Below are 24,584 nucleotides of genomic sequence, written 5' to 3' on the forward strand. Positions count from 1 at the left end.
ATTTAATTGTAAAAAGGAAATGAAATGGCAACTGGTACCGTAAAATGGTTCAATGATGCAAAAGGTTTTGGCTTCATCACTCCGGATGAAGGCGGCGAAGATCTGTTCGCTCACTTTTCCGCAATTCAGGGTAATGGCTTCAAGACCCTGAAGGAAAACCAGCGCGTGACTTTCGAAGTCACCACCGGCCCGAAAGGCAAGCAGGCTTCGAACATCAACGCCGCTTAAGCTGATTCAGGTTGGATACGAAATCCCCGGTTCGCCGGGGATTTTTTTTGCCCGGATGTCAGGGCAGGGCACGATCCGTCTTGCGCCAGTAATCCGGCGCGGCATAGGCGTGCCGCAGGAAGTCGACGAAGGCGCGGATGCGCAGCGGCGAGTGGCGGCGCTGGGCAAACACGGCGTAGATATCGTTGCCGGGGGCAGCGCAGTCATCCAGCACCGACACCAGTTTACCGGACGCGATTTCTCTACCGACTTCCCACAGCGAGCGCCATGCCAGGCCCTTGCCGGCCAGCGCCCAGTGGTGCAGTACCTCGCCGTCATTGCATTCCATGTTGCCCGATACCTTCAAGGTCACGACTTTGCCGCCCTGGCGAAAACTCCAGCCGCGCTGGCTGCCGTCGCTGCTGATGGCCAGGCAATTGTGGCGGGCCAGTTCGCCCAGATTTTGCGGCGTGCCGTGCCGTCTCAGATACTCGGGAGACGCCACCACCACGCGGCGGTTGTCAGCCAGCTTGACGCCGACCAGGTTGGAGTCGCTCAGGGCAGCAATGCGGATGGCGACATCGATGCCTTCGCCGATCAGGTCCACCACGCGGTCGTTCAGGCTCAGCGTCAGCGTCAGCTCGCGGTGCTCCGCCAGGAACGATGGCAGCAGCGGCGCCACGTGCCAGCGGCCGAAGCCGGCAGGCGCCGAAACCGTCAGGTGGCCGGACGCGCGTGCGCTGCGTTCGGATACGGCAGCTTCGGCATTCTCGAGGTCGGCAAGGATGCGCTGGCAATCTTCGAGGAAGGCCGTGCCTTCATCGGTCAGCGCCAGCCTGCGGGTCGTGCGTTGCAGCAGCTTGACGCCGAGGCGCTCTTCGAGCGCATCGAGGCGCCGGCTGACCATGGCCGGGGCAATGCCTTCGGCTCGCGCCGCCGCCGACAGGCTTCCCTTGGTGATCACCTCGACGAAGGTGGAGATCTGCTTGAACTGGTCCATTGCGGCCTGTGCTCCCGGAAAATTCTATTTTTAACTATAACGCAAAGATAAAGTGATTATTCTGTATGTTTATGCGAATTAAAAGTGAATATACTAAAAGCCATCAAAAACGCAAGCCTGCAGAATATATCTAATGGAACTTTGGCAAATCGCTCTGGTGGCAATCGCGGCATTTTTTGCCGGTGCGATGAATTCGGTCGCAGGTGGCGGCACTTTTTTTTCCTTTCCGGCCTTGCTCGCTGTTGGCGTGCCGCCGGTGGTGGCCAATGCCAGCAATTCGGTGGCGCTGTGGCCGGCGAGCCTGTCCGGCGCATGGGCCTACCGTGAAGAACTGGCGCGTTACAAGCGGTATCTGATCCCGTTGGGCATTACCTCCTTGCTGGGCGGTGCTGCCGGCGGCTTGCTCCTGTTAAATATCCAGGATGCGACCTTTTCGAAACTGATTCCCTGGCTCTTGTTGTTTGCCACCTTGCTGTTCGCTTTTTCCGCCAAAATTTCTGCCTGGTTGCGCGGCGCCCAGGGCGGGCAACCCCGCAACAGTGCGGTTGCACTCGCCGGGCATGCCGTGGTGTCGGTGTATGGCGGTTTTTTTGGCGCCGGCATGGGCATACTGATGCTGGCCAGCCTGGCGATTGCCGGACACGATGATGTGCATGAAATCAATGCCATCAAGAACCTGCTGTCGGCGGTCATTTACAGCGTGACTGTGCTGACTTTCATTATTGCCGGCGCAGTTGATTGGCCGTATACCGTGCTGATGGCGGCCACGGCAATTTTGGGAGGTTACCTCGGCGCGCGCTTTGCCCGCAGAATTCCTGCGCCTTGGCTGCGCCGGTTCATCATCGTGGTCGGCTTCGTCCTGACCGGGATTTATTTTTTCAAGATGTATTAAGCGTTCAAGCTGCGGCTGAAAACGGAAACGGCGCCGGATTTTTCCGGCGCCGTTTTTTTTATGCCCCCGCTGGCTGAAAACTGGGGTTGCGTTCCGCGAGGATGTTTTCCATGCGGGCGGCAATCTGCGGCCTGTGCTCCGGGTGCGTCATTACATAGAAACGCTTTTCCCTGATGGCGGAGAACGTTTGCTCCGCCACTTCGGCCGGGTCCATGCCGTTCTCGATCGCAGCCTTGAAGCGCTCATGCATGTCAATCTGTTGCGGCGTGGGCAGTGTGTTTGCCGGCGGGTTCGCCAATGCCTGCGGCCGGTTGCGCATGGATGCCATGATCTGGGTACGGACAAAGCCAGGGCAGAGGACCGACACGCCGACCGGCAGATTGGCTGCCTGCATTTCCATGTGAAGTGCTTCGGACAAGGCAACGACTGCGTGCTTGGTTGCCTGGTATACCCCGCCGCCGGGATAGGTGATCAGGCCCGCGATCGACGCCGTATTCACGACATGGCATGGTTCTCCCAGTTTTGCCATGCGCGGCACGAAACTGCGGATGCCGTGAATGACTCCCCACAGATTCACGCCGATCATCCACTCCCAATCGGCCAGCGTGCTGCTGGCGACTGATCCGCCACCGCCAACGCCGGCATTATTGATGAGCAGATGCACGCCGCCAAAATGTTCGAACGCGGCATTGGCGAGCGCCTCCACATCCTCGGCTTTCGAGACATCGGTCGGCATCACCAGGATTTGATCGGAAATGCGAGATAGCTCATCGCGCGCCGCTGCCAGCGTGCTTTCCCTTATGCCTGCCAGGACAACACACATTCCTTCTTCCAGGGCCCGTTTGGCCAATCCCAGGCCAATGCCGCTGGCGGCTCCCGTTACAACGGCTACTTTTCCTTTCAGATCTTTCATCATTTCACCTTTGCTCGTTGAAAATTCTTGTCACGCGATTTTGCTTTTTCCGGAAACAGGAAGGCCAGCAATGCCGCGTCGACGCCACGGGTGGCGCTCCATTCAGTCTCTTTATCCAGCGCAGCCGCCATCTTTTCTGCCAGTTGTGGATTGCCGTTGCCATAAGTTTTATGGAACAGGGCTTGCCATTCGGCTGCCAGCTGGCGAACCACGGGGGCTTGCGGGGAAGTGCCATTGTCGAATTCCTGGCGCACCCGGATCACCAGCATGGGCCAGGCGTCGAAGGCATGAAAAATATTGGCGCGAATCGCCGCGAGTTCTGCGCTGGCGAGGTATTTTTCGAATATCGCGAAACTGCCATGGATGAAGGCCCGCTTGAGGTAATCGAGCATTGCGGGCGAAGCGCCGCTCCGTTCCTGTAACGCCGGTTCGCTCTGATGCATTTGTCCCAGGCGCTGCATCATGAGGGCATCTCCGCCGGCCAGGCGATGGGCCCGTTCTATCCAGTCGCAGGCCAGTGCATAGGCGCGTGGATCGGTATGGGCAATGGCAGCCTGCATCAGTTGCCCCGCATTTGAAAACAACTGCTGCCAGCCGGCTTCGCTGAGCTCGCTTGCCTGCTGCTTGCGCGATCGCATGGCCTTGATCTCGTCGTTGGAGAAATACTTGCCATGCAATGCCATAAGTTCGAGGGTCGATAACCACACCGCGATAGTCGGCTCCTGTCCTGTTGCGATTTGTTCTTCGAGCAAAACCAGGCAATCGCGCAAACGCGCCGCATGTTCGATTTGCCGGTCGAGAAGGATGCGTTGTTGCCGTATCAGTTCAGGTCCGGAAATCTGGTTGCCCGCTAACATCTCGCGCACGTCGCTGAGTGAGAATCCCAACTGCTTGATCGCCTGGATCTGGTGCAGTCGAGCGACGTCGCTTAGGCTATAGAGGCGATAGCCGGTCTCCGAACGGACGGACGGGGATAGCAAACCAATCGCATCGTAATGATGCAGCGTACGGATTGTCAGCCCCGCGCGCTTGGCCAGTTCTCCTATTTTCAATTGCATCCTGGTTTCTCCATTGACATGGGAAGCAAGCGTAAACCCTGACGTTACGTTATTGTCAAACTATTTTTGATTTCCTGCGGTTTCTTGTCGCAATAAACCATGGCGCTGATTTTTCCGGGCTATGCAATTGCCGCCATCTTGGTTAGGATGGACTCGTCTATGGTTTATAACGGGGAGGGCATATGCACGCGCTCAGGCTTACGCGAATCGGCTCGCAACTGGCCATCGTCGTGCCTTTGGACGCCCTCATCCAGCATGATCTGAAGGAAGGCGACATGGTGTACCTGTCTCGCGTGCCGGGTGGCGCGGAACTGGCAGCGTCGCTTGAGGGCGCCGGGCCGTTTTCCGCCGATCCTGCAACAATCGAGCAATTACACGCCGGGCAAGAATTCATGCGCGACTTCCATGCGGCATTTCGGGCGCTCGCCAGATGAATTGCCATTCAATCGATTCCGCCGTGCTGGTGCTGCTGCACCATGAAGCGCTCAAGGCGTATGGCGGCAATGCCGGCGTGCGCGATGCGCAAATGCTGGATGCGGCACTGTGCTGGCCCATGCTGATGGTAATCGAGCGCGGCATGGATGGCATGGGCGATACGCCGCACGATGGCGGCGAAATGGATGTGGCGGACCTTGCAGCGTGTTATGCAACCGGTATCCTACGCCATGCACCTTTCAATGACGGCAACGAGCGTGCCGCCTTGCTGGCCATGGGTCTGTTTCTTTACATAAATGGCTGGCAATTAAGTGCGTCGGCACTGGAGACCGCGCAAATGATCCGGGCTGCCGCAGCGGGCGCTCTCAATGAGGTGCGCCTGGCGCACTGGATACGCGCCAATCTCTAAGCTGGTTTAGACGCCTTGCAGCGCAACGTAATTGCCGCCGGCTGAGCCGGCAAACTTCTGCAAGACCTGGGCAACCGGCAGCAGCCTGTCGAAATTGCGGCCGATACCCAACGCCAGCGAGCAGAACAGCGCGATTTCTTGCGTGGTACAGATGCCATACTGGCTGGTGGCTTTTTTTACCTGGTCGGCAATGAAGCCATAGCGCTGCGCATGCGGCATCGCGGCCAGGTCTGCATTGCCATTTTGTTCGAGGTATTCGAGGATGATGTCCGGCAGGGTGGCTTCCAGCAGCGCGCGTTCTTGCGTTACGGTCAATTGCAAGGTCCGCGCAACGGGCGCCTGTGCATGCGCATGGCCGAAGAGGGTGCATGGCAAGCCGTCGCGGTCAAGGTAAGTCCAGGAATTGACGGGGCCGAGCGCATGTGCTTCCTGTGCCGTGTCGAGCATCTGGTACCAAGCCGGCAGGATGCGGGTGTCATAGTAGCGCATTTCATAGCGGCTGCAGTCTGCTGCCTCGACGCGCGTCATGCTGCGCAAATGCTCCCGCATCGCACCCAGGCCAAGCGGGGAGTCGATCCAGCTCAGGCAGTGCAAACCCTTGGTGTGTTCTAGAAACCACGCAAGTGTCCTGGTCTGGTTGCTGGTGACGTGCAATAGAACCGGGGCGGAGGCGTTACCGTTATCCTCGTCAGCCAGGTTGGCCCAAGGCAAGCGACGAAAGCGGTATTGCAGGATACGCCAGATACCAGGATATTGGGCCGCGTCGATCAGCAAGAACAGGCTGTTGACGCCGGGCTGGCCGGAAGAATGTCCGACGGGTACTGCAGTGCCATTAAAAGCGGGAGCGGCCATTTTGTCTCTTTGGATTGAAGCAGAAAGCAAGATTGATTTACTTTCTGGATCGTTATTTTATTGTTAATAATAAAAAGATAATCCAAGATTAACTAAAATGCAACAAAACTTGCAGTCAAAATTGTAAGTTTTAGTGAACTGCAACATCCGGTCAGGAGTTTTCCAGAAGGCGCTGGCGCAGGTTGCACTCTTCTTGCCAGGTCTGGCGCTCGACGTTGCTTGCTGCTTCTGCGCGTAGCTCAGCGGCGGAGCGTTCCGCGTAAGCTGAAATGAGCCGCCGCGCGATGCCGATATCGGGTTGCACGGCGCCGAAAAAGGCGACCTGTTCACCACGCTGCAACAACAGGGTCGGAAAATTTTCAATATCAAAGTCACCCACCAGGTCGGCCTGGTCTTCGACATCGATCCACAGGAAGCGCTTGTCGGGATGCTGGCCAGCCAGGTCATCGAAGGCCGGGCGGTATGCCTTGCAAACGTCGCACCAGGCCGCGCACAGGCAAGCAACGACCCAGGCCTCGCCCTGTAGCTGGTCGATTATGGCGGCACGGCTGTCTGGTTCAAGGTTCAATGCGGTCATGCGCGTATTGTAGTGCTTTCGGTTAATTGCGTCCGCTGGCCAGGGCCACTAGCGTTGCCAGCAGGACGGGAGTGCGTTCTGCCCCGGGCGCCAGTTTTTCCGCCCTGGCCAGCACGGCGCGCGCTTCGTCGGCAGAAACGCCATTGTAGCCGTTGGTTTCCATGTAGCGGATCAGGGCTTCCGCGCGACGATGCAAGACCTGGACGGGAGCAAGTATGGCCGTTGCTGGTACGGCAGCCACAGCGGCACTGGCTGCCACTGCGGGAAGGGAGGGCGGCGGCACGGCTTTGTCGGCTTGGCCGGCATCCGCATAGGCCTGGCTTTCGGCGAGTTTGGCGCGCCGTTCGACCTCCGCTCCCGGGAAGTTTTGCCTGGCTTCTGCCAGCAGATCGAGTGCGGCTTGCAGGCGCCCATTTTTGCCATGCAGTCGCGCCAGGCCAAGGTGGGCGTCTGGCGACTTCATGACGGAATACTCGCCGACGGCAATGCTGGTACGGTACGCCTGTTCGGCAATGTCGGTTGCGCCAAGCTGGCTGGCGATATCGCCCAGGCTTTGCTGCCGCATGACGGAGTGGGGCGACAGGCGCGCCGCCTGCTGCAGCACGGCCAGCGCTTCAGCCGTTTCGCCCAGCTGTTGCAGCGTTTGCGCGAGCATGTCGTGCGCATCCAGGTACGATGGATAATCGCGCACGATTTCGCGCAGCCGGTTTTTAGCCGCGGCATGATGGCCTTCCAGCCTGTCGATGCGCGCCAGGCCAGCCTTGGCCCAAACCTGCTCGCGCATTGCCAGTGCCTGTTCATAGACCTGGCGGGCTGCCGGAACCTGGTTTGCCTTGAGCAGCAGGCTGGCCTTCATTCGCAACAAATCCATCGCATGCACCGGCGCCCGCGCCAGGGTCTGGTCGCACAGCGCTGCCGCCTGCAGGTAATCGCGCGCAGCATACGCACGCTCGATGGCGGTAAAGGATTGCTTGCGGTCCCAGGCGCGGTTCAGGCGCGCCAACAGCAGCGAGTCTGTCAGCGGCTTCAGGATGTAGCCGTCCGGCGCCATTTCGGCCGCGCCCATCACCGTTTCAACGGCTTTCTCCGAGCTGACCATGATCCAGATGCAGGTCAGGCCGACCAGGTCGCGGTGCCGGGCTTCTTCGAGGATTTGCTGGCCGTTCGGCCCCTCTGAAAAGTTATAGTCGCACAGCACCACATCGTAGCGTTTCGCGCGCAGCTGGGCGATGGCGTCGGCGCCATTCTTGACCGTATCGACAGTTCGCGCCCCCAGCTTGCGCAGCATGTCGCGCAGCATCCGGTGGACGATCGAGAAATCATCGATCACCAGGTAAGTCTTGCTGGACCAGTCAGGGAGTTCAAAATTGGGCATGGGAACGGCTGGAGTCGGGACGGTTCAATTCAATGCAAGTCAAGGCAACAATAGGATGAAGCAGCCGCCGCCGAGGGCGCCGCCATTTTCCAGCCTTACCGTGCCATGACGGTCGTGATGACGGTGCAGGGCGGCGACTTCCCTGGCGAAATAGAGTCCAAGTCCGGTGCTGCCGCTGCGGAAATCCACCCCCTGCGACGCTTCGGGTGCGGCCAGCAGCGTTTCCGGATAGCCTGCGCCATTGTCTTCCACGCGCATTTCCAGGCAGCCATCGCGCATCGCGAATGCCAGCCGGAGCTTGTCGTGGGTATAGCGGATGGCGTTATTGATTGCATGGTTGAGCACCCCGGCCACCAGGTCTTCGTCGAAATGCCAGATCAGGTCGGCAGGTGCATCGATATACAAGGTCATGCCGCGCGAGGCCAGCAGGCTGCGGTTCTGCGATTCCAGTTCCAGGGCCAGCTGGGCAATCGAGCAGGCTTGCGGATCAAAAGGATACAGGCGTTCGCCGAGCTTGTAGAGGGTCAGCAGTTGTGTCAGGTTGCCATTGACGCGCCTGACTTCGAAGAGCATGTGCGCCATTTCCTGGCAGGCGGCAGAAGCGTGCGGATCGACTTCTGCCAGCATCTTTTCGAGGGAAGCCGACAGCATGCTGACCGAATTCTTCATGTCGTGAACGGACGACGCCAGGAAAAGAGAGAGCACTGGTTCGTTCGGTGATTGGTCCATGGGGCAGTGATTCCGGGTCGCATGTAGGTTGGCATGGGCGCTGGCGCTGGCGACATGTTAACAGAGTTCTTGCCGGTAACCGCAACATCCTGCGCAACCACGACAACGCCATCTTGATGCTGGCGCGGTAAAATAACGCCATGCCTACCATTCTTGCCATTGAAACGTCCGCCGATGTCGCCTCGGTCGCCTTGCTGCGGGGCGAAAAGATCTACACCCGCCAGGCCGACGTCGCCAAAACGCATTCCGAGGCGATTTTGCCGCTGGTGCAAGGCGTGCTCGCAGAAGCCGGCACGCGCCTCGAAGAATGCGATGCCCTGGCCTTTGGCAGTGGGCCGGGATCGTTTACCGGCGTGCGCACGGCGGCAGGCGTGGTGCAGGGCCTTGCATTCGGCAGCGGGCGCATGGTAATTCCCGTCGTGACCTTGCAGGCGATGGCGCAGGCGTGCCACGCCCGCACGGGCGCAGCCGATGTCCTGGCAATACTGGACGCGCGCATGGGCGAGGTGTACTGGGCACAATATCGTTACGATAACGGCTGGCGGGAAGTGGTTGTGCCGACGTTGTCCGCTCCAGCAGCAGTGCGGCCACAAGGCGCCGTGCAGGCATGCGGCAATGGCTTGCTGGCCCATGCCGCAGCTTTTGCGGAGGAGGCCTTTGCTGCCGGTGCCCTGGTCGACGTCATGCCGCATGCCTTGCAGATCGCACAACTGGCGCGCACCGCCCATGCCCGCGGCGACATGCTCGCGGCGCACGATGCGCAACCGCTTTATTTGCGCAACAAGGTAGCCTTGACGACCAGCGAGCGACAGGCCAAAGCCGGAGCAGCTGCATGAGTGCGTTCCATGCCGCTGGCGCGCAGCTTGCCCCTGCGTCGCCACTCATCCTGGAGCCGATGCAGGAGGGCGATCTTGAGCAAGTGCTGTCAATCGAGAACATCGTCTACCCGTATCCCTGGACTCGCGGCAATTTTCTGGATTCCCTGGCCAGCGGCTACCTGTCCTGGGTGGCGCGCGAGCCGACATTTCGTCTGGCCGGGTATTTCCTGGCAATGCAGGTCGTCGACGAGATGCACTTGCTGAACATCAGCGTACGGGCCGACTTGCAGGGGCACGGGCTCGGCCGCATGCTGCTCGACCGGGTCTCCACGCTGGCGCGCGCCAACGGCATGACATCGATCCTGCTGGAAGTGCGGCCCTCCAACCTGCGCGCGTTGTCCGTTTATGAGCGGTACGGGTTTGTGCGGATCGGCTTGCGCCGCGGGTATTATCCTGCTGCCGGAAATACCCGGGAAGACGCCATCGTGATGAGGTTTTGCCTATGACATCCCCGGAAATCCGGCGTACCGCATTTTTACAGGAAATGGGTGTCGGCCCGGTCTGGCGCCTGCGCGAAGCTGTCGGGCAGCAAGCCGGCCCCGCAGCTGACGAGCTTATCCCGGCCGAGCCGGCGGCTGAGCCAGTCCGGCTCGCGCCGGTGCATTTGCCCCAGGCCGTCGACGAGGATCTCGGGGATGGGGCGGTACCCGCCTGGGTCATCGAGGAGGCGCCGTTCGAGCACGAAGTTGCGGTGGGCGGCAATACTGCGCCAGCTGCCGATATCGCGCGCATGGACTGGGACGCCCTGCAGGCTGCCGTCGCCGGCTGTACCAAATGCCGCCTGTGCGAAAATCGTACGCGTACCGTATTCGGCACTGGCGACCGCCAGGCGCGCTGGCTCTTTGTCGGCGAAGGTCCGGGTCACAACGAGGATTTGCAGGGCGAACCCTTCGTCGGGCCTGCCGGCAAGCTGCTCGACAACATGATGGGAGCGATGGGCTTGCGGCGCGGGGTAAATACCTACATCGCCAATATCGTCAAATGCCGGCCGATTGGCGAAAATGGCCGCGATCGCTCGCCCCTGCCCGACGAAAGTGCGACTTGCCTGCCATACCTGGAGCGGCAGATCGCACTGATCCGTCCAAGCGTCATCGTTGCCCTGGGCAAGAGCGCTGCACTGGCGCTGTTGAATGCCGGCCCGGACACGGCAGTGGCGAGCTTGCGCGGGCGCGTGCATCGCCACGCCGGTGTGCCGGTGGTCGTGACTTACCATCCGGCCTACCTGTTGCGCAAGCCGGAGGACAAGGGCCAGGCCTGGCGCGACCTCTGCCTTGCGATGGCAACCCATGCCGCCATTGACTGAATCGCTGGCGGCGACTTGCCAGCAGCGATTCCATCTGCGCTGGGGCCATTTGCACGATCCGCACGTGCGCGCCCTGGCCTGGTTGCTCGATTCTCCGGATTTGCTTGACCCCGCCGCGCCGCAATGGTCGGGGCAAGTTGCATCGCTGACGGCGCCGCTGCCGCCGGCCACGGTCGCATGGCTCGCTGCCCTGGACCAGGCCCCCGAGCCGCTGCACGACTATCTCGCCATCCAGCCTTTTACCCGTCTCGGCCGCTACGCCGAACGCCTGATGGCGTTTTATTTCACGGCGCAAGGCATCTTGCGCGCCCACGGCGTGCAAGTGCGCAGCGCCGCCAATGAAACCATCGGGGAATTTGATTTCCTGCTGCAGCAGGGCGAGGAATTGCTGCATTGGGAATTCGCCGTCAAGCTGTACCTGCTGGAGCCTACTGGCGCGGGGCAGGCCGCCGATTACTTCGTCGGCCCGAACCTGGCCGATACTCTCGGCAACAAGATGCACAAGATTTTTTCCCGGCAGTTGATGCTGTCGCAACATCCGGCGGCGCAATCCTGCCTGCCGCAACCAGTGGCGCGCGCGCAGGCGCTGCTGAAAGGCTGGCTGTTTTATCATCGCCACGCCGACGAAGCCTTTGCAGCGCAGGGGATTTCTGCCGGCCATTGCCGCGGGTTCTGGTGCGAACTGGCGGAAGTCGGATCGCTCGACGTGCAGCGTGCACTCATCCTGCCGCGGCTGCGCTGGCTGGCGCCAGTGAGCGTCGCGCCGCAGGAGACGCTGGACCGGGATGGCTTGCGTGCCGCCCTCGAGGAGCATTTTACCCATGACAGCATGCCGCAGCTGGTGGCGCTGCTGCAGGATGATGGCGAGGCGGCAATTGAAATTGCGCGTGGCTTCATCGTGCCCGACGACTGGCGGGCGCGGGCTGAACATCGGGTACTGCGTCCCCGCGCTATCGCTGGCGCCTAGTGTTTTGGTTCGCCGATCAGGGAAATTGAATCCTGCTTGCGCTGGTTGGCCGCATGCCAGCGCATGATCAGCAGCATGATCGCGGCAACGAAGCTGCCGAACAGCAGGATGACGACATTGGCGCTCAGGTTCAGGCTGATCATGAGCGCATACAGCAGCAACATGGATAGTACGGACAGGTTTTCATTGAAATTTTGCACGGCAATCGAGTGTCCGGCGCTCATCAAAACATGGCCGCGATGCTGCAGCAGGGCATTCATCGGCACCACGAAATAACCGGCGAGCGCGCCAACCAGGATCAGCAAGGGATAGGCAATCCAGACGGATTCGACCATCGTCATGGTCATTACCGTCACACCCATCGCAACACCCAGGGGCATGACGCTGAGCGATTTTTTCAGTGGCACGAAGTGCGCTGCGGCGACGGCGCCCAGGGCGATGCCGACCGCGACGACACCCTGCAACGCTGCCGCCTTGTCCAGATGCATATGCAGATTGTGCTCCGCCCATTTCAGGACAATGAATTGCAGGGTGGCACCGGCGCCCCAGAAGAGCGTCGTCACTGCCAGCGAGATCTGGCCCAGGCGGTCTTTCCAGAGCGTGGTGCAGCAGCCGGCGAAATCGGCAACCAGGCGGATCGGGTTGCGTTCCTGGTGCGGATAACGCGCACCGGTGTCGGGAATCTTGAAGTTGAACAGCGAAGCGCAAACGTAGGTCAGCATAATGACCACCAACGCCGCCTCCGCTGGCGTGTTGATGCCGGTATTAATCAACGGCACATCAATACCGAGCAACTGGCTGGAAATCCGGCTGTTGACCAGTGCGCCGCCGAGAACCGTACCCAGGATGATCGAGGAAACGGTCAAGCCTTCAATCCAGCCATTGGCCGCGACCAGTTTTTCCGGCGGCAGCAATTCCGTCAGGATGCCGTACTTGGCGGGTGAATACGCCGCCGCGCCGAGCCCGACGACGCCATAGGCGACCAGCGGGTGGACGTCCAAAAACATCAGCGCGCAGCCGAATACCTTGACCATATTGGTCACCAGCATGACACGCCCCTTGGGCATGGAATCGGCAAAAGCGCCGACGAAGGCCGCCAGCACGACATACGACAGCACAAAGAACAGCTTCAGCAACGGTGTCATCCATTCCGGTGCATTCATGGCTGTCAAAACTGCAATGGCTACGATCAGGAGGGCATTGTCGGCGAGCGAAGAAAAAAACTGCGCCGCCATGATGGTATAAAACCCGCGATTCATCCGCATTTCTAGACTGGTGGATTGTTTCTATCCAGCGTTTATACCATGAAAAGCGGCGCCAACCGTGAATTGGACGCCACCGGAATTTCTACGCTCCGGTAAAATGGACGCGATTTCGCCGTTATCCGTTGTTACCAATACCCATCGCATTCATGCCCCGTCCGCTGCTCGCCACCATCGACATTACCGCTTTAAGACATAACCTGGCAGTCGCCATGCGCTGCGCGCCGCGCTCGAAGGTCTGGGCAGTGGTCAAGGCCAATGCCTATGGCCATGGCCTGGCGCGCGGCATGCGCGGCTTTTCGGCGGCCGACGGCCTGGCGCTGATTGAAACCGAGGCGGCGGTGCAGTTGCGCGAGCTTGGTTGGCAAAAGCCCATCCTGTTGCTCGAAGGCGTCTTCGAGTTGGCGGATATGCATCTGGTGGCGCAGCACCGGCTCGATATCGCCATCCATTGCGAAGAACAGATCGCCATGCTGGAGCAATCCGGGTTGTCGAACCCCGTCGATGTGCACCTGAAACTCAACAGCGGCATGAACCGCCTTGGCTTCCGGCCTGATGCCTTTCGCGCCGCCTATGCGCGCCTGCGCGCCATTCCCGCCGTGCGCGAGATTGGCATGATGACCCATTTTGCCAATGCCGAGGCAGCTGATAATCCCGGCATGCCGCTGGCCGAGCAGGTGGCGCGTTTTGCGCGTGCCACGGAAGGCCTGGCCGGGCCGCGCAGCTTGTCCAATTCCGCCGGCGTGCTGTTGCACGAGGATGCGCAGGCTTTGTCGGACTGGATACGCCCCGGCATTATGCTGTACGGCGCCACGCCTGGGGCGCGCAGCGCGGCAGGCTTCGCATTGCGCCCGGCCATGACCCTGACCAGCCGCATCATCGGCGTGCAGCGCATCGGGGCCGGCGAAACGGTCGGCTACGGCAGCCGCTTTGCCGCCGCAGCTCCCATGATCGTCGGCGTGGTCGCCTGCGGTTATGCCGATGGTTATCCGCGCCATGCGCCCAGCGGCACGCCGGTCCTTGTGAATGGCGTGCGTACCCGCCTGCTGGGCACCGTGTCGATGGACATGATCAGCGTCGACCTGACCGATATTGACGGCGCCGGCGTCGGTAGTGCCGTCACCTTGTGGGGCGAGCACTTGCCGATCGACGAGGTGGCCAATGCCGCCGGCACCGTCGGTTATGAATTGATGTGCGCGCTGGCGCCGCGCGTGCGCGTCATCGAGCGCGACGGCGATCCTGCCCAATAACGCAATCGCGCAACGGACTATTGCCATGGCCAAGCCTAAAACCAATTACACCTGCACCGAATGCGGCGGCGTCTCTGCCAAGTGGGCGGGGCAGTGCCCGGCCTGCGGCCAGTGGAACACCCTGGTGGAAACCCTGGTCGAAACCGTCGGCAACCGCTATTCGACGCCGCAGCAGGGGCTGGCGCAAGCCACCCCGGTCCTGAGCCTGGCCGACATCGAGGCGATCGACGTGCCGCGTTTTACGACCGGCATCGAGGAATTCGACCGGGTGCTGGGCGGCGGGCTCGTCGCCGGTGGCGTGGTGCTGATCGGTGGCGACCCCGGCATCGGCAAGTCGACCCTGCTGCTGCAGGCGCTGGCCAATCTTTCCCGCGAGCGCAAGGTCCTTTACATCAGCGGCGAAGAATCCGGCGCCCAGATCGCCCTGCGCGCCAAGCGCCTGGCAGTCGATGCCCAGGAACTGAAGCTGCAGGCGGAAATCCAGCTGGAAAAGATCCTCGCCACGCTGGCCGAGCAAAAGCCCCAGGTGGCGGTCATCGATTCGATCCAGACCATGTATTCGGATGCGCTGACCTCGGCGCCGGGCTCTGTCGCCCAGGTGCGCGAATGCGCCGCGCAACTGACCCGGGTGGCCAAGCAGACCGGCATCACCATCATCATGGTCGGCCACGTCACCAAGGAAGGCGCGCTGGCAGGCCCGCGCGTGCTCGAGCACATCGTTGATACCGTGCTGTATTTCGAGGGCGACACGCATTCGAGCTTTCGCCTGGTGCGCGCCTTCAAGAACCGTTTCGGCGCGGTCAACGAACTGGGCGTGTTTGCCATGACGGAGAAGGGCTTGAAGGGGGTTTCCAATCCTTCGGCACTGTTCCTGTCGCAACATGATAGCCAGGTGGCGGGCTCCTGCGTGATGGTGACGCAGGAAGGCACGCGTCCGCTCCTCGTGGAAATCCAGGCGCTGGTCGATACCTCGCACGTGCCCAACGCGCGGCGGCTGTCGGTCGGCCTGGAGCAAAACCGCCTGGCCATGCTGCTGGCAGTGCTGCACCGGCATGCCGGCGTGGCCGCGTTCGACCAGGATGTCTTCATCAATGCGGTGGGCGGCGTCAAGATCACGGAGCCGGCGGCTGACCTGGCAGTCTTGCTGGCGATTCAATCATCCATGCGCAACAAGCCGCTGCCGCGCGGACTTGCGGTATTCGGCGAAGTCGGCCTGGCGGGTGAGATCCGCCCGGCGCCGCGCGGCCAGGAGCGCTTGCGCGAAGCCGCCAAGCTGGGTTTTTCGATCGCCATGATCCCGAAAGCCAATGCGCCGAAACAGAAGATCGAGGGCCTGACCATCATTGGCGTCGAGCGCATCGACGAGGCGCTCGACAAGATCCGCAATACCGACCTGTAGCGCCAAGGTACAAGGCGCAGGGCGACGGTTTTTGCGCCTGTCAGCCTTGCGGGTTGGCCAGTTTGTGCGTGCGCCAGCCGAGCACCGCCAATACGCTGGCAAGTGCGGCCATACACGTGCAAAACACCACCAGTGTCCGCGCCAGGCCAATGTGGTCGGATAGCCAGCCTACGCCCAGGATCGGCACGATGGTGCCGCAGTAACCAATCATCAGATAGGTTGAAATCAGGCCGGACCGGTTGGCCGGCGTGGAGATCTTGTTAACCAACATCATGCCAGCAAGGTTGCACAATCCGTGACTCAGTGCGGTGGTGAGTACGCACAACACAAACAGCAGCCCTGATCCGACGAAATTATTAATCAATAGCAGCAGATTACTCAGCGCCAGCGTTGCAAATCCCACGACCATAGCCGTCTTGGGATGCACGGTGCGGGCAAGGTGTTGAGAGGCAGCCGACAAAAACAGGATCACGCCGACCGACAGGCCCGAGACGGCCGGCCCGTGCCACGGCACCATGCGGTCCATGAAACTCGGCGCCAGCGACGCGTAGAGGCTGAAGATGCCGAAGGCGCAAAAGGCACCCATGCTGGCAATGGCAAAGTGGCGTGCAAAGCGCGGTTCTGGCAGCGTCACTTTGGGTAGCCATTCGCGCAGGCGCAACGGCACTGCTTCATGCGCGGCAGGCGCCTGCAGATGGGCAGGCAGGGACATTGTCCACAATGCCCAGATCGCCACGGCGCCCAGCAGCAGCGATGGCACATAGGCTGTCACCAATGGTGCTGGCGCCCACTGCGCGACGACACCCCCCACCACCGGCCCCAGACCGAATCCGAAGGCAATCATCAGGCTCGTGGTGGCCGAGGCGCGTTGCATGTCGCCTTTGTTGCCCACTTGCGTCAGCCCCAGTGAGGCCGAGGTTGTGATCAGCCCCGACGCCACACCGATCACCACGCGGCCTGCGATCAGCGAGGGAACATCCCATGCACACGCTGAAATCAGCACCCCCAAAGTGACAATCACCAGCCCGGCGCGCAGCACGGGCAGGAAGCCATAACGGTCATTAAGGCGCGCCAGCAATAACAGGCTTGCCAGCGCGGCGACCATATACGCCACAAAAACGATGGTGATGTGGCTTGGCTGCAAACCCCACGCTTGCTGATACAGAGGATACAGGGGGCTTGCAAGGGCAGTGCCCATGACACCCACGCACATGCAAAAACACAACCAAAGATAGGGTGAGGGTTTAATCGGCACAGAAAGGAACGCGGAAGCGGGAAGGTTGGATGATTTTCTCGCCCAGAGCGGCTTTGCTAAATGCAAATGCTATCGGCAGGGGCGAGTGTGCTGCATTGTAATCCAGCCGCAAGAAAGCTGCGGCAGGGTCAGGCGATCAATTTCGGTGCGTTCAGCGGGATCGTACGGTTCAGGCAGCGACCAGCCGGGCGGCTTCAACCCCGCTCCTGACCGCCGATTCCAGCGTCGCCGGATAATCGCTGGCGACATAATCGCCGGCCAAAAACAGATTGCCCAGCCCGGTGGCCGCCGCCGGTCGCGCCAATGCCGGCGTGCAGGAAAAGGTCGCGCGCTTTTCCGAAATGAGCTTGCTCCAGCGCGGCGCCAGCAATTCAGGCTGCTGCAAAGCCTGCGCCAATTGATGTGTCACAGCCGCAATCAGGGCCTCCTGTCCGGATTCGATCGCCGTGGCGGAAGTGCTGACCACCACCGCCAGCAAGCCCGACTGGTCAGCAGCCAGCTGGCCTCGGTCGAACACGAACTGTCCCCAGTGGCCGCGCGCCGCATCATCGATCAGCGCAAGGAAAGGTTGCGCCAGGCGGATGTGTGCATCGTACTGCAGGTAGCAGGTGGTGATCGGCTCATGCTCGAAGCCCGGCAAGGCTGGCGCGCCCGGGATGGCTGCCAGGAGTTCGGCGGCACGCCCGGGGTCGGTGGCGACAATGACGGCATCGAAATGCTGCAGGGCCGCGGCGCCATCGCCATTGGTGTGCAGCGTCCAGGCGCGATGCGCAGGGTCGCTGCCTGCCTGGATTGCCAGCACCGTGCAGCCGGCGGCGATGCTGCCGCCAGCCCGTTCTACATACGCGGCGGCGTGCTGCGGAAACAGCGCGGTCAGGTCAACCTTCGGGATCAGCATGTCGGAGGCGGCGCGGCGCGCCCCCAGGCTGTCGCGCAAGACATTCAGGAAGACTTGCGCCGAGGCCCGTTCTGGCACGGTGTTCAGCGCGGCGATGCAAAGCGGGCGCCACATCAGCTGCGTCAGGCGCTCGGTCTGGTCGAAGCGCTCCAGCAATTCCGTCACCGTGCAATCCTGGTGCAGCTGCCAGTCCATCCAGCGCGCCGTGCTGGAAAAGCGCGCCAGCGCCAGCTTGTCCGCGCGGGCCAGGCCCTTGGCGCGCAACAGCGCTGCCAGCAGATGCAGTGGCGCCGGCAGGCGCGGCGCGATGAAATCCATGCCGCCCGCATTTTTCGGGTAACGCATTTGCAACGGCAGGCGCAGGAAGGCGTCGGAGGCTTTCATGCCGACCGCCTGCATCAGGCGCAGCGACGCCGTGTATGCCCCAAGCAGGATGTGCTGGCCATTGTCGAGCAGCATGCCTTGCAGTTCGACTGCGCGGGCGCGCCCGCCCAAAGTGCGCGCGCGCTCGAATAGCGTGACCCGATGGCCGCGCGCGCTGGCTTCGACCGCGGCGGCGCAACCGGCCCAGCCGGCGCCGATTACGGCAACGTCAGCCATGCCCTGGCACCCTCAGCCGCGCACATAGGTTTTCCACGCCAGCCAGAGCTTGCGGATCGGCGTGAGCGAAATGCGCTGGTTCAGCACGTGGTAGCCATCACGCTCGATTTCGGTCAGCAGGGTACGGTAAATTGCCGCCATCATCAGGCCGGGACGCTGGGCGCGCCGGTCTGCCGCCGGCAGCAGGGCGAAGGCTTCGTCATAGACGGTCTGCGCGCGCTGCACCTGGAAGCGCATGAGCTTTTCGAAATTGTCGCTGTGGCGCGCATTGAGCAAGTCGGCAGCGGTTACATTGAATTGCTGCAGCTCGTTCACCGGTAGGTAGATGCGGCCGATGCGCGCATCTTCGCCGACATCGCGGATGATGTTGGTGAGCTGAAAAGCCAGTCCGAGCTTTTCCGCAAATTGCAGAGTCTGTGGCTGGGTATAGCCGAAAATGCTGGCGGAGAGGATGCCGACCACGCCCGCCACATGCCAGCAATAGCGCTGCAGCCCCGGATAATCGAGGTAGCGGGTCTGGTCCAGGTCCATTTCCATGCCATCGATAATCGCCAGCAGATGCTGGCCATCCAGAGCGAACGGCGCGAGGTGCGGTTGCAGGGCGAGGGTCACCGGATGGCTCGGGCTGCCGGCCAGCATCGCCGTGATCTCCTTGCGCCACCACATCAGCTTGTTGCGCGCCACCGAGACGTCGGTGCAGTCATCCACCGTGTCGTCCACCTCGCGGCAAAACGCATACAGGGCGGTTATCGCCCTGCGCCGCTCGGGCGGCAGGAACAGGAAGCTGTAATAAAAGCTCGAACCGCTTTTCGCGGCTTTTTCTTGGCAATATTCGTCTGGCGACATGGAAGCGTTCAAAGTGCTGCTTGGCAAAGGCGCTATGCTAGCCGAATTGGCCACTCCCGGCCAAATTGAATTTGCATGCGATGGCATTGCCCCACATCTTGCCGCGCTTTTCAATGCTCGCGCATCCACAGGCTGCGCCATGCCAGCACCAGCCAGTCCGCCTTGCCCAGTTTCGGCCGGTGTCGGTATACGTCGTAATCGGCTGCCTCGATCCGTTCCAGGATGCGCAAGCCACCCTGGACCACCATGCGCAATTCCCAGCCGATGCGCCCTGGCAGCCGCAGGGCCAGCGGCGCGCCGGATAGCATGAGGGCGCGCGCACGCTGTACCTCGAACGCCATCAGTTGCCGCCATGCCGCAGTGTCGCGCTGGGCAGCAATGTCACTTTCCGTGACGCCGAAGCGCTGCATGTCTTCCTGCGGCAGATAGATGCGGTTTTTGTCCCAATCGATCGCCACGTCTTGCCAGAAATTGATTAATTGCAGGGCGCTGCAGATGGCATCCGACTGCGTCACATTCCGACTATCTGTGGCACCGTACAGGTGCAGCATCAGCAGGCCCACCGGGTTGGCGGAACGGCGGCAATAATCCAGCAACGTGGTGAAATCGGCATAGCGCGGCGTCACCACATCCTGGCTGAAGGCCGACAGCAAGTCGCGCAAGGGTTGCACGGGCAGGGCGTATTCCGCCGCGACGCGCGCCAGCGCAGCAAACATCGGGTCCTCCACAGGCGTGCCATGATCGATGTGGTCCAGTTGGCGGGCATATGCGGCGAGGGCTGCAAGGCGCTCCTGCGGCTGCAGGTCGCCCTCATCGGCCAGGTCGTCGGCGCTGCGCGCAAAGGCATAGATTGCCGCGACAGCAGGTCTTAGTCGTTTTGGCAATAAAATCGAGGCGACCGGAAAATTTTCGTAATGATTGACTGACATTATTTTTTTAACTGACTAAAAAGTCATATGCAAACGAAGTGGCTGGACATATAATTAATAACTGACAAGTCAGTAATTAAATGTGCCGTGTGTACCCCACCGAATATTGCATACGGAATAACGAAGTTTTGAGTTCTTGCAACATTTCCATGCCGCATACTAAAGGAAAAATCGTGTCCCACATGATAAATCCCCGCACCGTCAGCGCGAGCCGCAGCAGGCTTGCATTCATTGGCATCGTCCTGACGGTGCTGCTCGGCGCCTGCTCGAAGCCGGTACCGAAAGCCGAGGATATTCGCCCGGTAAGGGTGCTGAAGCTGGCTGCTGGCCAGGTCACGGCGGTCGCCGAGTTCCCGGGAGAAGTCCGGCCGCGTATCGAGTCGCGCCTGGGCTTTCGCGTCGGTGGCAAGATCGTCGCCCGCAAGGTGGATGTTGGCGCCAGCGTGCGGCGTGGCCAGGTGCTGATGCAGCTTGACCCCCAGGATTTGCAACTGGCCCAGACCCAGGCACAGGCCGCCTTGAAAGCGGCCGAAAGCAACCAGCAACTGGCCAGGGCGGAACTGCTCCGCTACCAGGAATTGCGGGACAAGAATTTCGTCAGCCAGGCCGTACTCGATAGCAAGAGCACCACTTACCAGGCAGCCCGGGCAAGTTTCGAACAAGCCCAGGCAGCTTTTCGCAACCAGTCGAACCAGGCAGGCTATGCCAGCCTGGTGGCCGATGCGGATGGCGTGGTCACCGCCATCGAGGCGGAAGTCGGGCAAGTGGTCGCTGCCGGCAACCCGGTATTGCGCCTGGCCCAGCTCGGCGAAAAGGAAATTGTGATTGGCATTCCTGAAGATAAGGTTGATGCCCTGCGCCGTGTCACCGATGTCCAGGTGCGGGTATGGGCGAAGCCGGACGAGGTATTTGCCGGCAAGATCCGCGAGGTGGCGCCGATGGCCGATCCTGCGACGCGTACGTTCACTGCCAGGATCTCGCTTGCCGGGCCTTCGGCGGATATCAAGCTGGGGATGACTGCCTATGTCAGCTTCGCCGCAGCCAGCCCGCATCCGATGCTGAAGGTACCGCTGACCGCAGTATTCCAGAACAAGTCCGAAAGCGCAGTATGGGTGGTGGAGAATAATGCTGTGAAACTTGTCCCGGTTCGGCTCGCCGGTCCGGCCGGCAACGATGTCCTGATCGCCGCCGGCCTTGCGCCAGGCCAGACGGTTGTGACTGCTGGCGTGAATTTTTTGCGCGCCGGCCAGAAAGTCAGGATTCTGGACGAACAGTCACAGGCGGGTAGCAGTGCGGTTGCCGCCACGTCCGGCAAAGCAACCGAGGCAGCCAAATGAAAGGCGGATTCAATTTGTCGCGCTGGGCGCTGGAGCACATACCGCTGACACGGTATCTGATCGTCGTGCTCTTGCTGGGGGGCGTGCTGGGCTACAGCCAGCTGGGCCAGGACGAGGATCCGCCATTCACTTTCCGGGCCATGGTGGTGCGGGCTTACTGGCCGGGCGCCAGCGCCTTGCAGGTAGCCGAGCAAGTCACTGACAAGCTCGAAAAGAAGCTCCAGGAAACGCCCTACATCGACAAGATCCGCAGCTACTCCAAGCCGGGCGAGACCCTGATCATCCTGCAGCTGCGCGAATCCACGCCACCCAAGGAAACCTCGGCGGCTTGGTACCAGGTGCGCAAGAAGATCGGCGATATTCGCGGCACCTTGCCCGCCGGCGTGTCCGGGCCTTTCTTCAATGATGAATTCGGCGACACCTTCGGCAGCATCTTTGCGCTCTCCGGCGACGGCTTTTCATATGCGGAAGTGAAGGAGTATGCTGACTTCGTGCGCCAGCAATTGCTCAAGGTGCCCGCGGTGGCCAAGGTCGAGCTGTATGGCGTGCAGGATGAAAAGATCAATATCGAGTTTTCGCACAAGAAGTTTGCGCAGCTTGGTATCCCGTTCGACGCCATCGTGGCGCAACTGAATGCGCAAAACGTCGTCGAGGCCACTGGCGTGCTGGCCACGCCATCGGACAACCTGCAGGTGCGCGTGAGCGGTGCCCTGGCGACGGTACAGGATCTTGAGAACCTTGAATTGCGCGCCAATGGCAATACTTTCCGCCTCGGCGATATCGCCGTTATCAAGCGGACGTACAAGGATCCGCCGCAAGACAAGATGCGCTTCAATGGCAAGGAGGTGATCGGCCTGGGCGTCTCCATGGAAAAAGGCGGCGATATCATCCGGCTGGGGCGCAACCTGGAATCCACCGTCGGGCAGATCCAGGCCAAGCTGCCGGTCGGCATTGAACTGGAGCGGGTCTCCAACCAGCCGGAAATCGTCGCTTCTTCGGTCAACGAATTCCTCAAGGTCCTGACCGAAGCCGTGCTGATCGTGCTGGCCGTCAGCTTCATTGCGCTCGGCCTGCATACCAAGCCATGGCGTATCGACGTGCGCCCAGGCCTGGTCGTGGCGCTGACCATTCCGCTGGTGCTGGCAGTAACCTTCCTGTTCATGAGTATTTTGCGCATCGACTTGCACAAGATTTCCCTGGGGGCGCTGATCATCGCCCTGGGCTTGCTGGTCGACGACGCCATCATCGCGGTAGAAATGATGGTGCGCAAGATGGAAGAGGGCATGTCGCGCTTCGATGCGGCGACATTTGCGTATACCTCCACAGCAATGCCGATGCTGACCGGGACACTGATTACCGCGGCCGGGTTTTTGCCGATCGGTATGGCCAAATCGGCGGCGGGGGAATACACCTTCTCGATGTTTTCGGTGAACGCTCTGGCCTTGATCATTTCCTGGTTCGTGGCCGTGCTGTTTACGCCCTACATCGGCTACGTGTTATTGAAGGTAAAGCCTTCGGGTGCTGGCCACCATGAATTGTTCGATACGCCTTTCTATACGCGTTTTCGCGCCCTGGTTAACTGGTGCGTGGAATGGCGCAAGACCACCATTGCGCTGACCCTGATCGTGTTTGCACTGGGCGTATTCGGCTTTCGCATCATCGAGCAGCAATTTTTCCCGGATTCGAGCCGGCCGGAGTTGCTGGTGGAGATGTGGCTGCCGGAAGGCTCCTCCTTCCAGGCCACCGAAGCCCAGGCGAAGAAATTTGAAGCGGTCGTGTTGCGGCAGCAAGGCGTCAAGAATGTCACCAGTTATGTCGGCACGGGGAGCCCGCGCTTTTACCTGCCGCTCGACCAGATATTCCCGCAGTCGAATGTCACGCAATTCGTCGTGCTGGCGGCAGACCTGCAGGCGCGTGAAGCCTTGCGCCTGAAACTCGGAGATGTTTTCAAAAGCGATTTCCCCGAAGTGCGCGGACGCGTAAAGCTCTTGCCCAACGGACCGCCAGTGCCGTACCCGGTGCAATTCCGCGTGACTGGCGACGAGGTTGCCAAGGTGCGCGTCATCGCCGACCAGGTCAAGGAAGTCATGCGCGCCAACCCGAATGCCATCGGTGTCAATGACAACTGGAATGAATCAGTCAAGGTGCTGCGCCTGGATCTCGACCAGGACCGCATGCGCGCGCTTGGCATCAGTTCGCAGACGGTCATGCGTGCCGCCAACACCATCCTGTCCGGCAGTACGGTGGGCCAGTTCCGCGAAGGTGACCGGTTGATCGATATCGTTGCCCGCCAGCCTTTTGAGGAGCGCGCCACCATCAGCGCCTTCAATGAAGCCAACCTGCAGACCGGCAGCGGCAGGACGGTGCCGCTGTCGCAGCTGGCGCGCCCGCGCTTTGTCTGGGAGCCGGGCGTGGTCTGGCGCGAGGGCAGGGAATGGGCCATTACGGTCCAGTCCGACGTGGTGGATGGTATCCAGGGGCCGACGGTATCTGGCCAGATTGATCCGAAGCTGGAGGGGCTGCGCGCGCAGTTGCCACCTGGCTACCATATTGAGCTGGCCGGCGCCGCTGCCGACAGTGGCAAGGCGCAGGATTCCATTGCCGCCAATGTGCCACTGGTTATCTTCATTATCTTTACGCTGCTGATGTTGCAATTGCACAGTTTTTCACGGTCGCTGCTGGTGTTCCTGACCGGGCCGCTTGGCGTGGCGGGTGCAGCCATGGCGCTGCTGGCATTGCAACGGCCCTTCGGTTTTGTCGCGCAGCTAGGGGTGATCGCCCTGTTCGGCATGATCATCCGCAACTCGGTCATCCTGATCGACCAGATCGAGCAGGACATTGCTGCCGGCAGCGCGCCCTGGGAGGCGATTGTCGAAGCAGCGGTGCGGCGTTTCCGGCCCATCATCCTGACGGCCGCCGCCGCCGTGCTGGCGATGATTCCCTTGTCGCGCTCGGTATTCTGGGGGCCGATGGCGGTGGCGATCATGGGGGGGCTGATCATTGCCACCGGGCTAACACTGCTGTTCTTGCCAGCCTTGTATGCGGCCTGGTTCCGTGTGAAAAAGCCGGCTCTCAAAAGTCAGGCAACCGCCGGAAAAATCCAGTAGAATGGCGGGTTGAAGTTGAAGAGCCATTAACAAAGGCTATGAGACTGCGGCGATAGTTGCAGGCTCCGACGGGGCGACCAGGGTTAACTTCACGGTCGCCCCTAGT

At 61.1% G+C, this 24,584-nt stretch carries 24 protein-coding genes; 12 read left to right on the forward strand and 12 right to left on the reverse strand.

What is annotated here, in order from left to right:
• Positions 1–24: 24 nt before the first annotated feature.
• Entirely contained in the window at positions 25–228 is a 204-nt protein-coding gene (locus EKL02_RS09440) for a cold-shock protein (protein WP_128901810.1), read from the forward strand.
• A 58-nt stretch (positions 229–286) separates the two neighbouring features.
• Here EKL02_RS09440 and EKL02_RS09445 read toward each other — a convergent pair whose 3' ends face one another.
• Positions 287–1,207 (reverse strand): LysR family transcriptional regulator, encoded by a 921-nt coding sequence (locus EKL02_RS09445; RefSeq protein ID WP_128901811.1) that lies wholly within the window; start codon positions 1,205–1,207, stop codon positions 287–289.
• Between the two features lie 133 nt (positions 1,208–1,340).
• Here EKL02_RS09445 and EKL02_RS09450 point away from each other — a divergent pair, with 133 nt between their 5' ends.
• Positions 1,341–2,099, forward strand: coding sequence for a sulfite exporter TauE/SafE family protein (locus tag EKL02_RS09450; protein ID WP_128901812.1), 759 nt, complete (start codon positions 1,341–1,343; stop codon positions 2,097–2,099).
• 58 nt (positions 2,100–2,157) lie between these two features.
• On the opposite strand, the gene EKL02_RS09455 is transcribed toward EKL02_RS09450, so the two are convergent.
• Both EKL02_RS09455 and EKL02_RS09460 read right to left on the reverse strand, forming a co-directional pair.
• Positions 2,158–3,012 carry an SDR family NAD(P)-dependent oxidoreductase gene (locus EKL02_RS09455; RefSeq protein ID WP_128901813.1) on the reverse strand — a complete coding sequence of 285 codons (855 nt, stop codon included), beginning with the start codon at positions 3,010–3,012 and terminating at the stop codon, positions 2,158–2,160.
• Complete coding sequence (locus EKL02_RS09460; protein ID WP_128901814.1) at positions 3,012–4,070, reverse strand: MerR family transcriptional regulator; 1,059 nt, start codon at positions 4,068–4,070, stop codon at positions 3,012–3,014. The genes EKL02_RS09455 and EKL02_RS09460 overlap by 1 nt, the downstream gene beginning before the upstream one ends.
• A gap of 182 nt (positions 4,071–4,252) precedes the next feature.
• Here EKL02_RS09460 and EKL02_RS09465 point away from each other — a divergent pair, with 182 nt between their 5' ends.
• Together EKL02_RS09465 and EKL02_RS09470 are read left to right on the forward strand one after the other, a co-directional pair.
• Positions 4,253–4,504 (forward strand): AbrB/MazE/SpoVT family DNA-binding domain-containing protein, encoded by a 252-nt coding sequence (locus EKL02_RS09465; RefSeq protein WP_128901815.1) that lies wholly within the window; start codon positions 4,253–4,255, stop codon positions 4,502–4,504.
• Complete coding sequence (locus EKL02_RS09470) at positions 4,501–4,914, forward strand: Fic family protein (protein WP_128901816.1); 414 nt, start codon at positions 4,501–4,503, stop codon at positions 4,912–4,914. Before EKL02_RS09465 ends, EKL02_RS09470 begins: the two co-directional genes overlap by 4 nt.
• 6 nt (positions 4,915–4,920) lie before the next feature.
• Here EKL02_RS09470 and EKL02_RS09475 read toward each other — a convergent pair whose 3' ends face one another.
• From EKL02_RS09475 to EKL02_RS09490, 4 genes are all read right to left on the reverse strand, one after another.
• Positions 4,921–5,766, reverse strand: coding sequence for a DUF4123 domain-containing protein (locus EKL02_RS09475; RefSeq protein WP_128901817.1), 846 nt, complete (start codon positions 5,764–5,766; stop codon positions 4,921–4,923).
• Positions 5,767–5,917: 151 nt separating this feature from the next.
• Positions 5,918–6,343 carry a thioredoxin family protein gene (locus EKL02_RS09480; protein WP_128901818.1) on the reverse strand — a complete coding sequence of 142 codons (426 nt, stop codon included), beginning with the start codon at positions 6,341–6,343 and terminating at the stop codon, positions 5,918–5,920.
• A gap of 22 nt (positions 6,344–6,365) precedes the next feature.
• Entirely contained in the window at positions 6,366–7,718 is a 1,353-nt protein-coding gene (locus EKL02_RS09485) for a response regulator (protein ID WP_128901819.1), read from the reverse strand.
• A gap of 39 nt (positions 7,719–7,757) precedes the next feature.
• Positions 7,758–8,447, reverse strand: coding sequence for a HAMP domain-containing sensor histidine kinase (locus tag EKL02_RS09490; protein WP_128901820.1), 690 nt, complete (start codon positions 8,445–8,447; stop codon positions 7,758–7,760).
• Positions 8,448–8,587: 140 nt separating this feature from the next.
• Here EKL02_RS09490 and tsaB point away from each other — a divergent pair, with 140 nt between their 5' ends.
• The 4 genes from tsaB to EKL02_RS09510 are packed head-to-tail and all read left to right on the forward strand — an operon-like array spanning position 8,588 to position 11,595.
• Positions 8,588–9,283 (forward strand): tRNA (adenosine(37)-N6)-threonylcarbamoyltransferase complex dimerization subunit type 1 TsaB, encoded by a 696-nt coding sequence (gene tsaB, locus EKL02_RS09495; protein WP_128901821.1) that lies wholly within the window; start codon positions 8,588–8,590, stop codon positions 9,281–9,283.
• On the forward strand, positions 9,280–9,771 hold the full coding sequence (rimI, locus tag EKL02_RS09500; RefSeq protein WP_241687670.1) for a ribosomal protein S18-alanine N-acetyltransferase: 492 nt from the start codon (positions 9,280–9,282) through the stop codon (positions 9,769–9,771). Before tsaB ends, rimI begins: the two co-directional genes overlap by 4 nt.
• Positions 9,768–10,628: a uracil-DNA glycosylase gene (locus EKL02_RS09505; RefSeq protein WP_128901822.1), complete on the forward strand. Its 861-nt coding sequence runs from the start codon at positions 9,768–9,770 to the stop codon at positions 10,626–10,628. Before rimI ends, EKL02_RS09505 begins: the two co-directional genes overlap by 4 nt.
• Positions 10,612–11,595 carry a DUF1853 family protein gene (locus EKL02_RS09510; RefSeq protein ID WP_128901823.1) on the forward strand — a complete coding sequence of 328 codons (984 nt, stop codon included), beginning with the start codon at positions 10,612–10,614 and terminating at the stop codon, positions 11,593–11,595. The genes EKL02_RS09505 and EKL02_RS09510 overlap by 17 nt, the downstream gene beginning before the upstream one ends.
• On the opposite strand, the gene lplT is transcribed toward EKL02_RS09510, so the two are convergent.
• Positions 11,592–12,854, reverse strand: a complete 1,263-nt coding sequence (lplT, locus tag EKL02_RS09515) for a lysophospholipid transporter LplT (protein ID WP_128901824.1) — start codon at positions 12,852–12,854, stop codon at positions 11,592–11,594. The genes EKL02_RS09510 and lplT overlap by 4 nt on opposite strands.
• A gap of 152 nt (positions 12,855–13,006) precedes the next feature.
• Between lplT and alr the strand changes: the two genes are divergently transcribed.
• A complete protein-coding gene (alr, locus tag EKL02_RS09520; RefSeq protein ID WP_128901825.1) occupies positions 13,007–14,107 on the forward strand; it encodes an alanine racemase in 1,101 nt (366 codons plus the stop codon).
• A gap of 25 nt (positions 14,108–14,132) precedes the next feature.
• Positions 14,133–15,506: a DNA repair protein RadA gene (gene radA, locus EKL02_RS09525; protein WP_128901826.1), complete on the forward strand. Its 1,374-nt coding sequence runs from the start codon at positions 14,133–14,135 to the stop codon at positions 15,504–15,506.
• A 40-nt stretch (positions 15,507–15,546) separates the two neighbouring features.
• Here the strand turns inward: radA and EKL02_RS09530 are convergent, their stop codons facing one another.
• From EKL02_RS09530 to hpnC, 4 genes are all read right to left on the reverse strand, one after another.
• Positions 15,547–16,719, reverse strand: a complete 1,173-nt coding sequence (locus tag EKL02_RS09530) for an MFS transporter (protein ID WP_128901827.1) — start codon at positions 16,717–16,719, stop codon at positions 15,547–15,549.
• 211 nt (positions 16,720–16,930) lie between these two features.
• Positions 16,931–18,259 carry a hydroxysqualene dehydroxylase HpnE gene (gene hpnE, locus EKL02_RS09535; protein WP_128901828.1) on the reverse strand — a complete coding sequence of 443 codons (1,329 nt, stop codon included), beginning with the start codon at positions 18,257–18,259 and terminating at the stop codon, positions 16,931–16,933.
• Between the two features lie 12 nt (positions 18,260–18,271).
• Positions 18,272–19,105, reverse strand: a complete 834-nt coding sequence (gene hpnD / locus EKL02_RS09540) for a presqualene diphosphate synthase HpnD (RefSeq protein WP_128901829.1) — start codon at positions 19,103–19,105, stop codon at positions 18,272–18,274.
• 110 nt (positions 19,106–19,215) lie between these two features.
• Complete coding sequence (hpnC, locus tag EKL02_RS09545) at positions 19,216–20,034, reverse strand: squalene synthase HpnC (protein WP_128901830.1); 819 nt, start codon at positions 20,032–20,034, stop codon at positions 19,216–19,218.
• 182 nt (positions 20,035–20,216) lie between these two features.
• Here hpnC and EKL02_RS09550 point away from each other — a divergent pair, with 182 nt between their 5' ends.
• Together EKL02_RS09550 and EKL02_RS09555 are read left to right on the forward strand one after the other, a co-directional pair.
• Complete coding sequence (locus tag EKL02_RS09550; protein ID WP_128903453.1) at positions 20,217–21,371, forward strand: efflux RND transporter periplasmic adaptor subunit; 1,155 nt, start codon at positions 20,217–20,219, stop codon at positions 21,369–21,371.
• Positions 21,368–24,478, forward strand: a complete 3,111-nt coding sequence (locus EKL02_RS09555; protein ID WP_128901831.1) for an efflux RND transporter permease subunit — start codon at positions 21,368–21,370, stop codon at positions 24,476–24,478. Before EKL02_RS09550 ends, EKL02_RS09555 begins: the two co-directional genes overlap by 4 nt.
• Positions 24,479–24,584 lie beyond the last annotated feature (106 nt).

The sequence above is a fragment of the Janthinobacterium sp. 17J80-10 genome, from assembly GCF_004114795.1.
GTDB lineage: Bacteria > Pseudomonadota > Gammaproteobacteria > Burkholderiales > Burkholderiaceae_D > Paucimonas.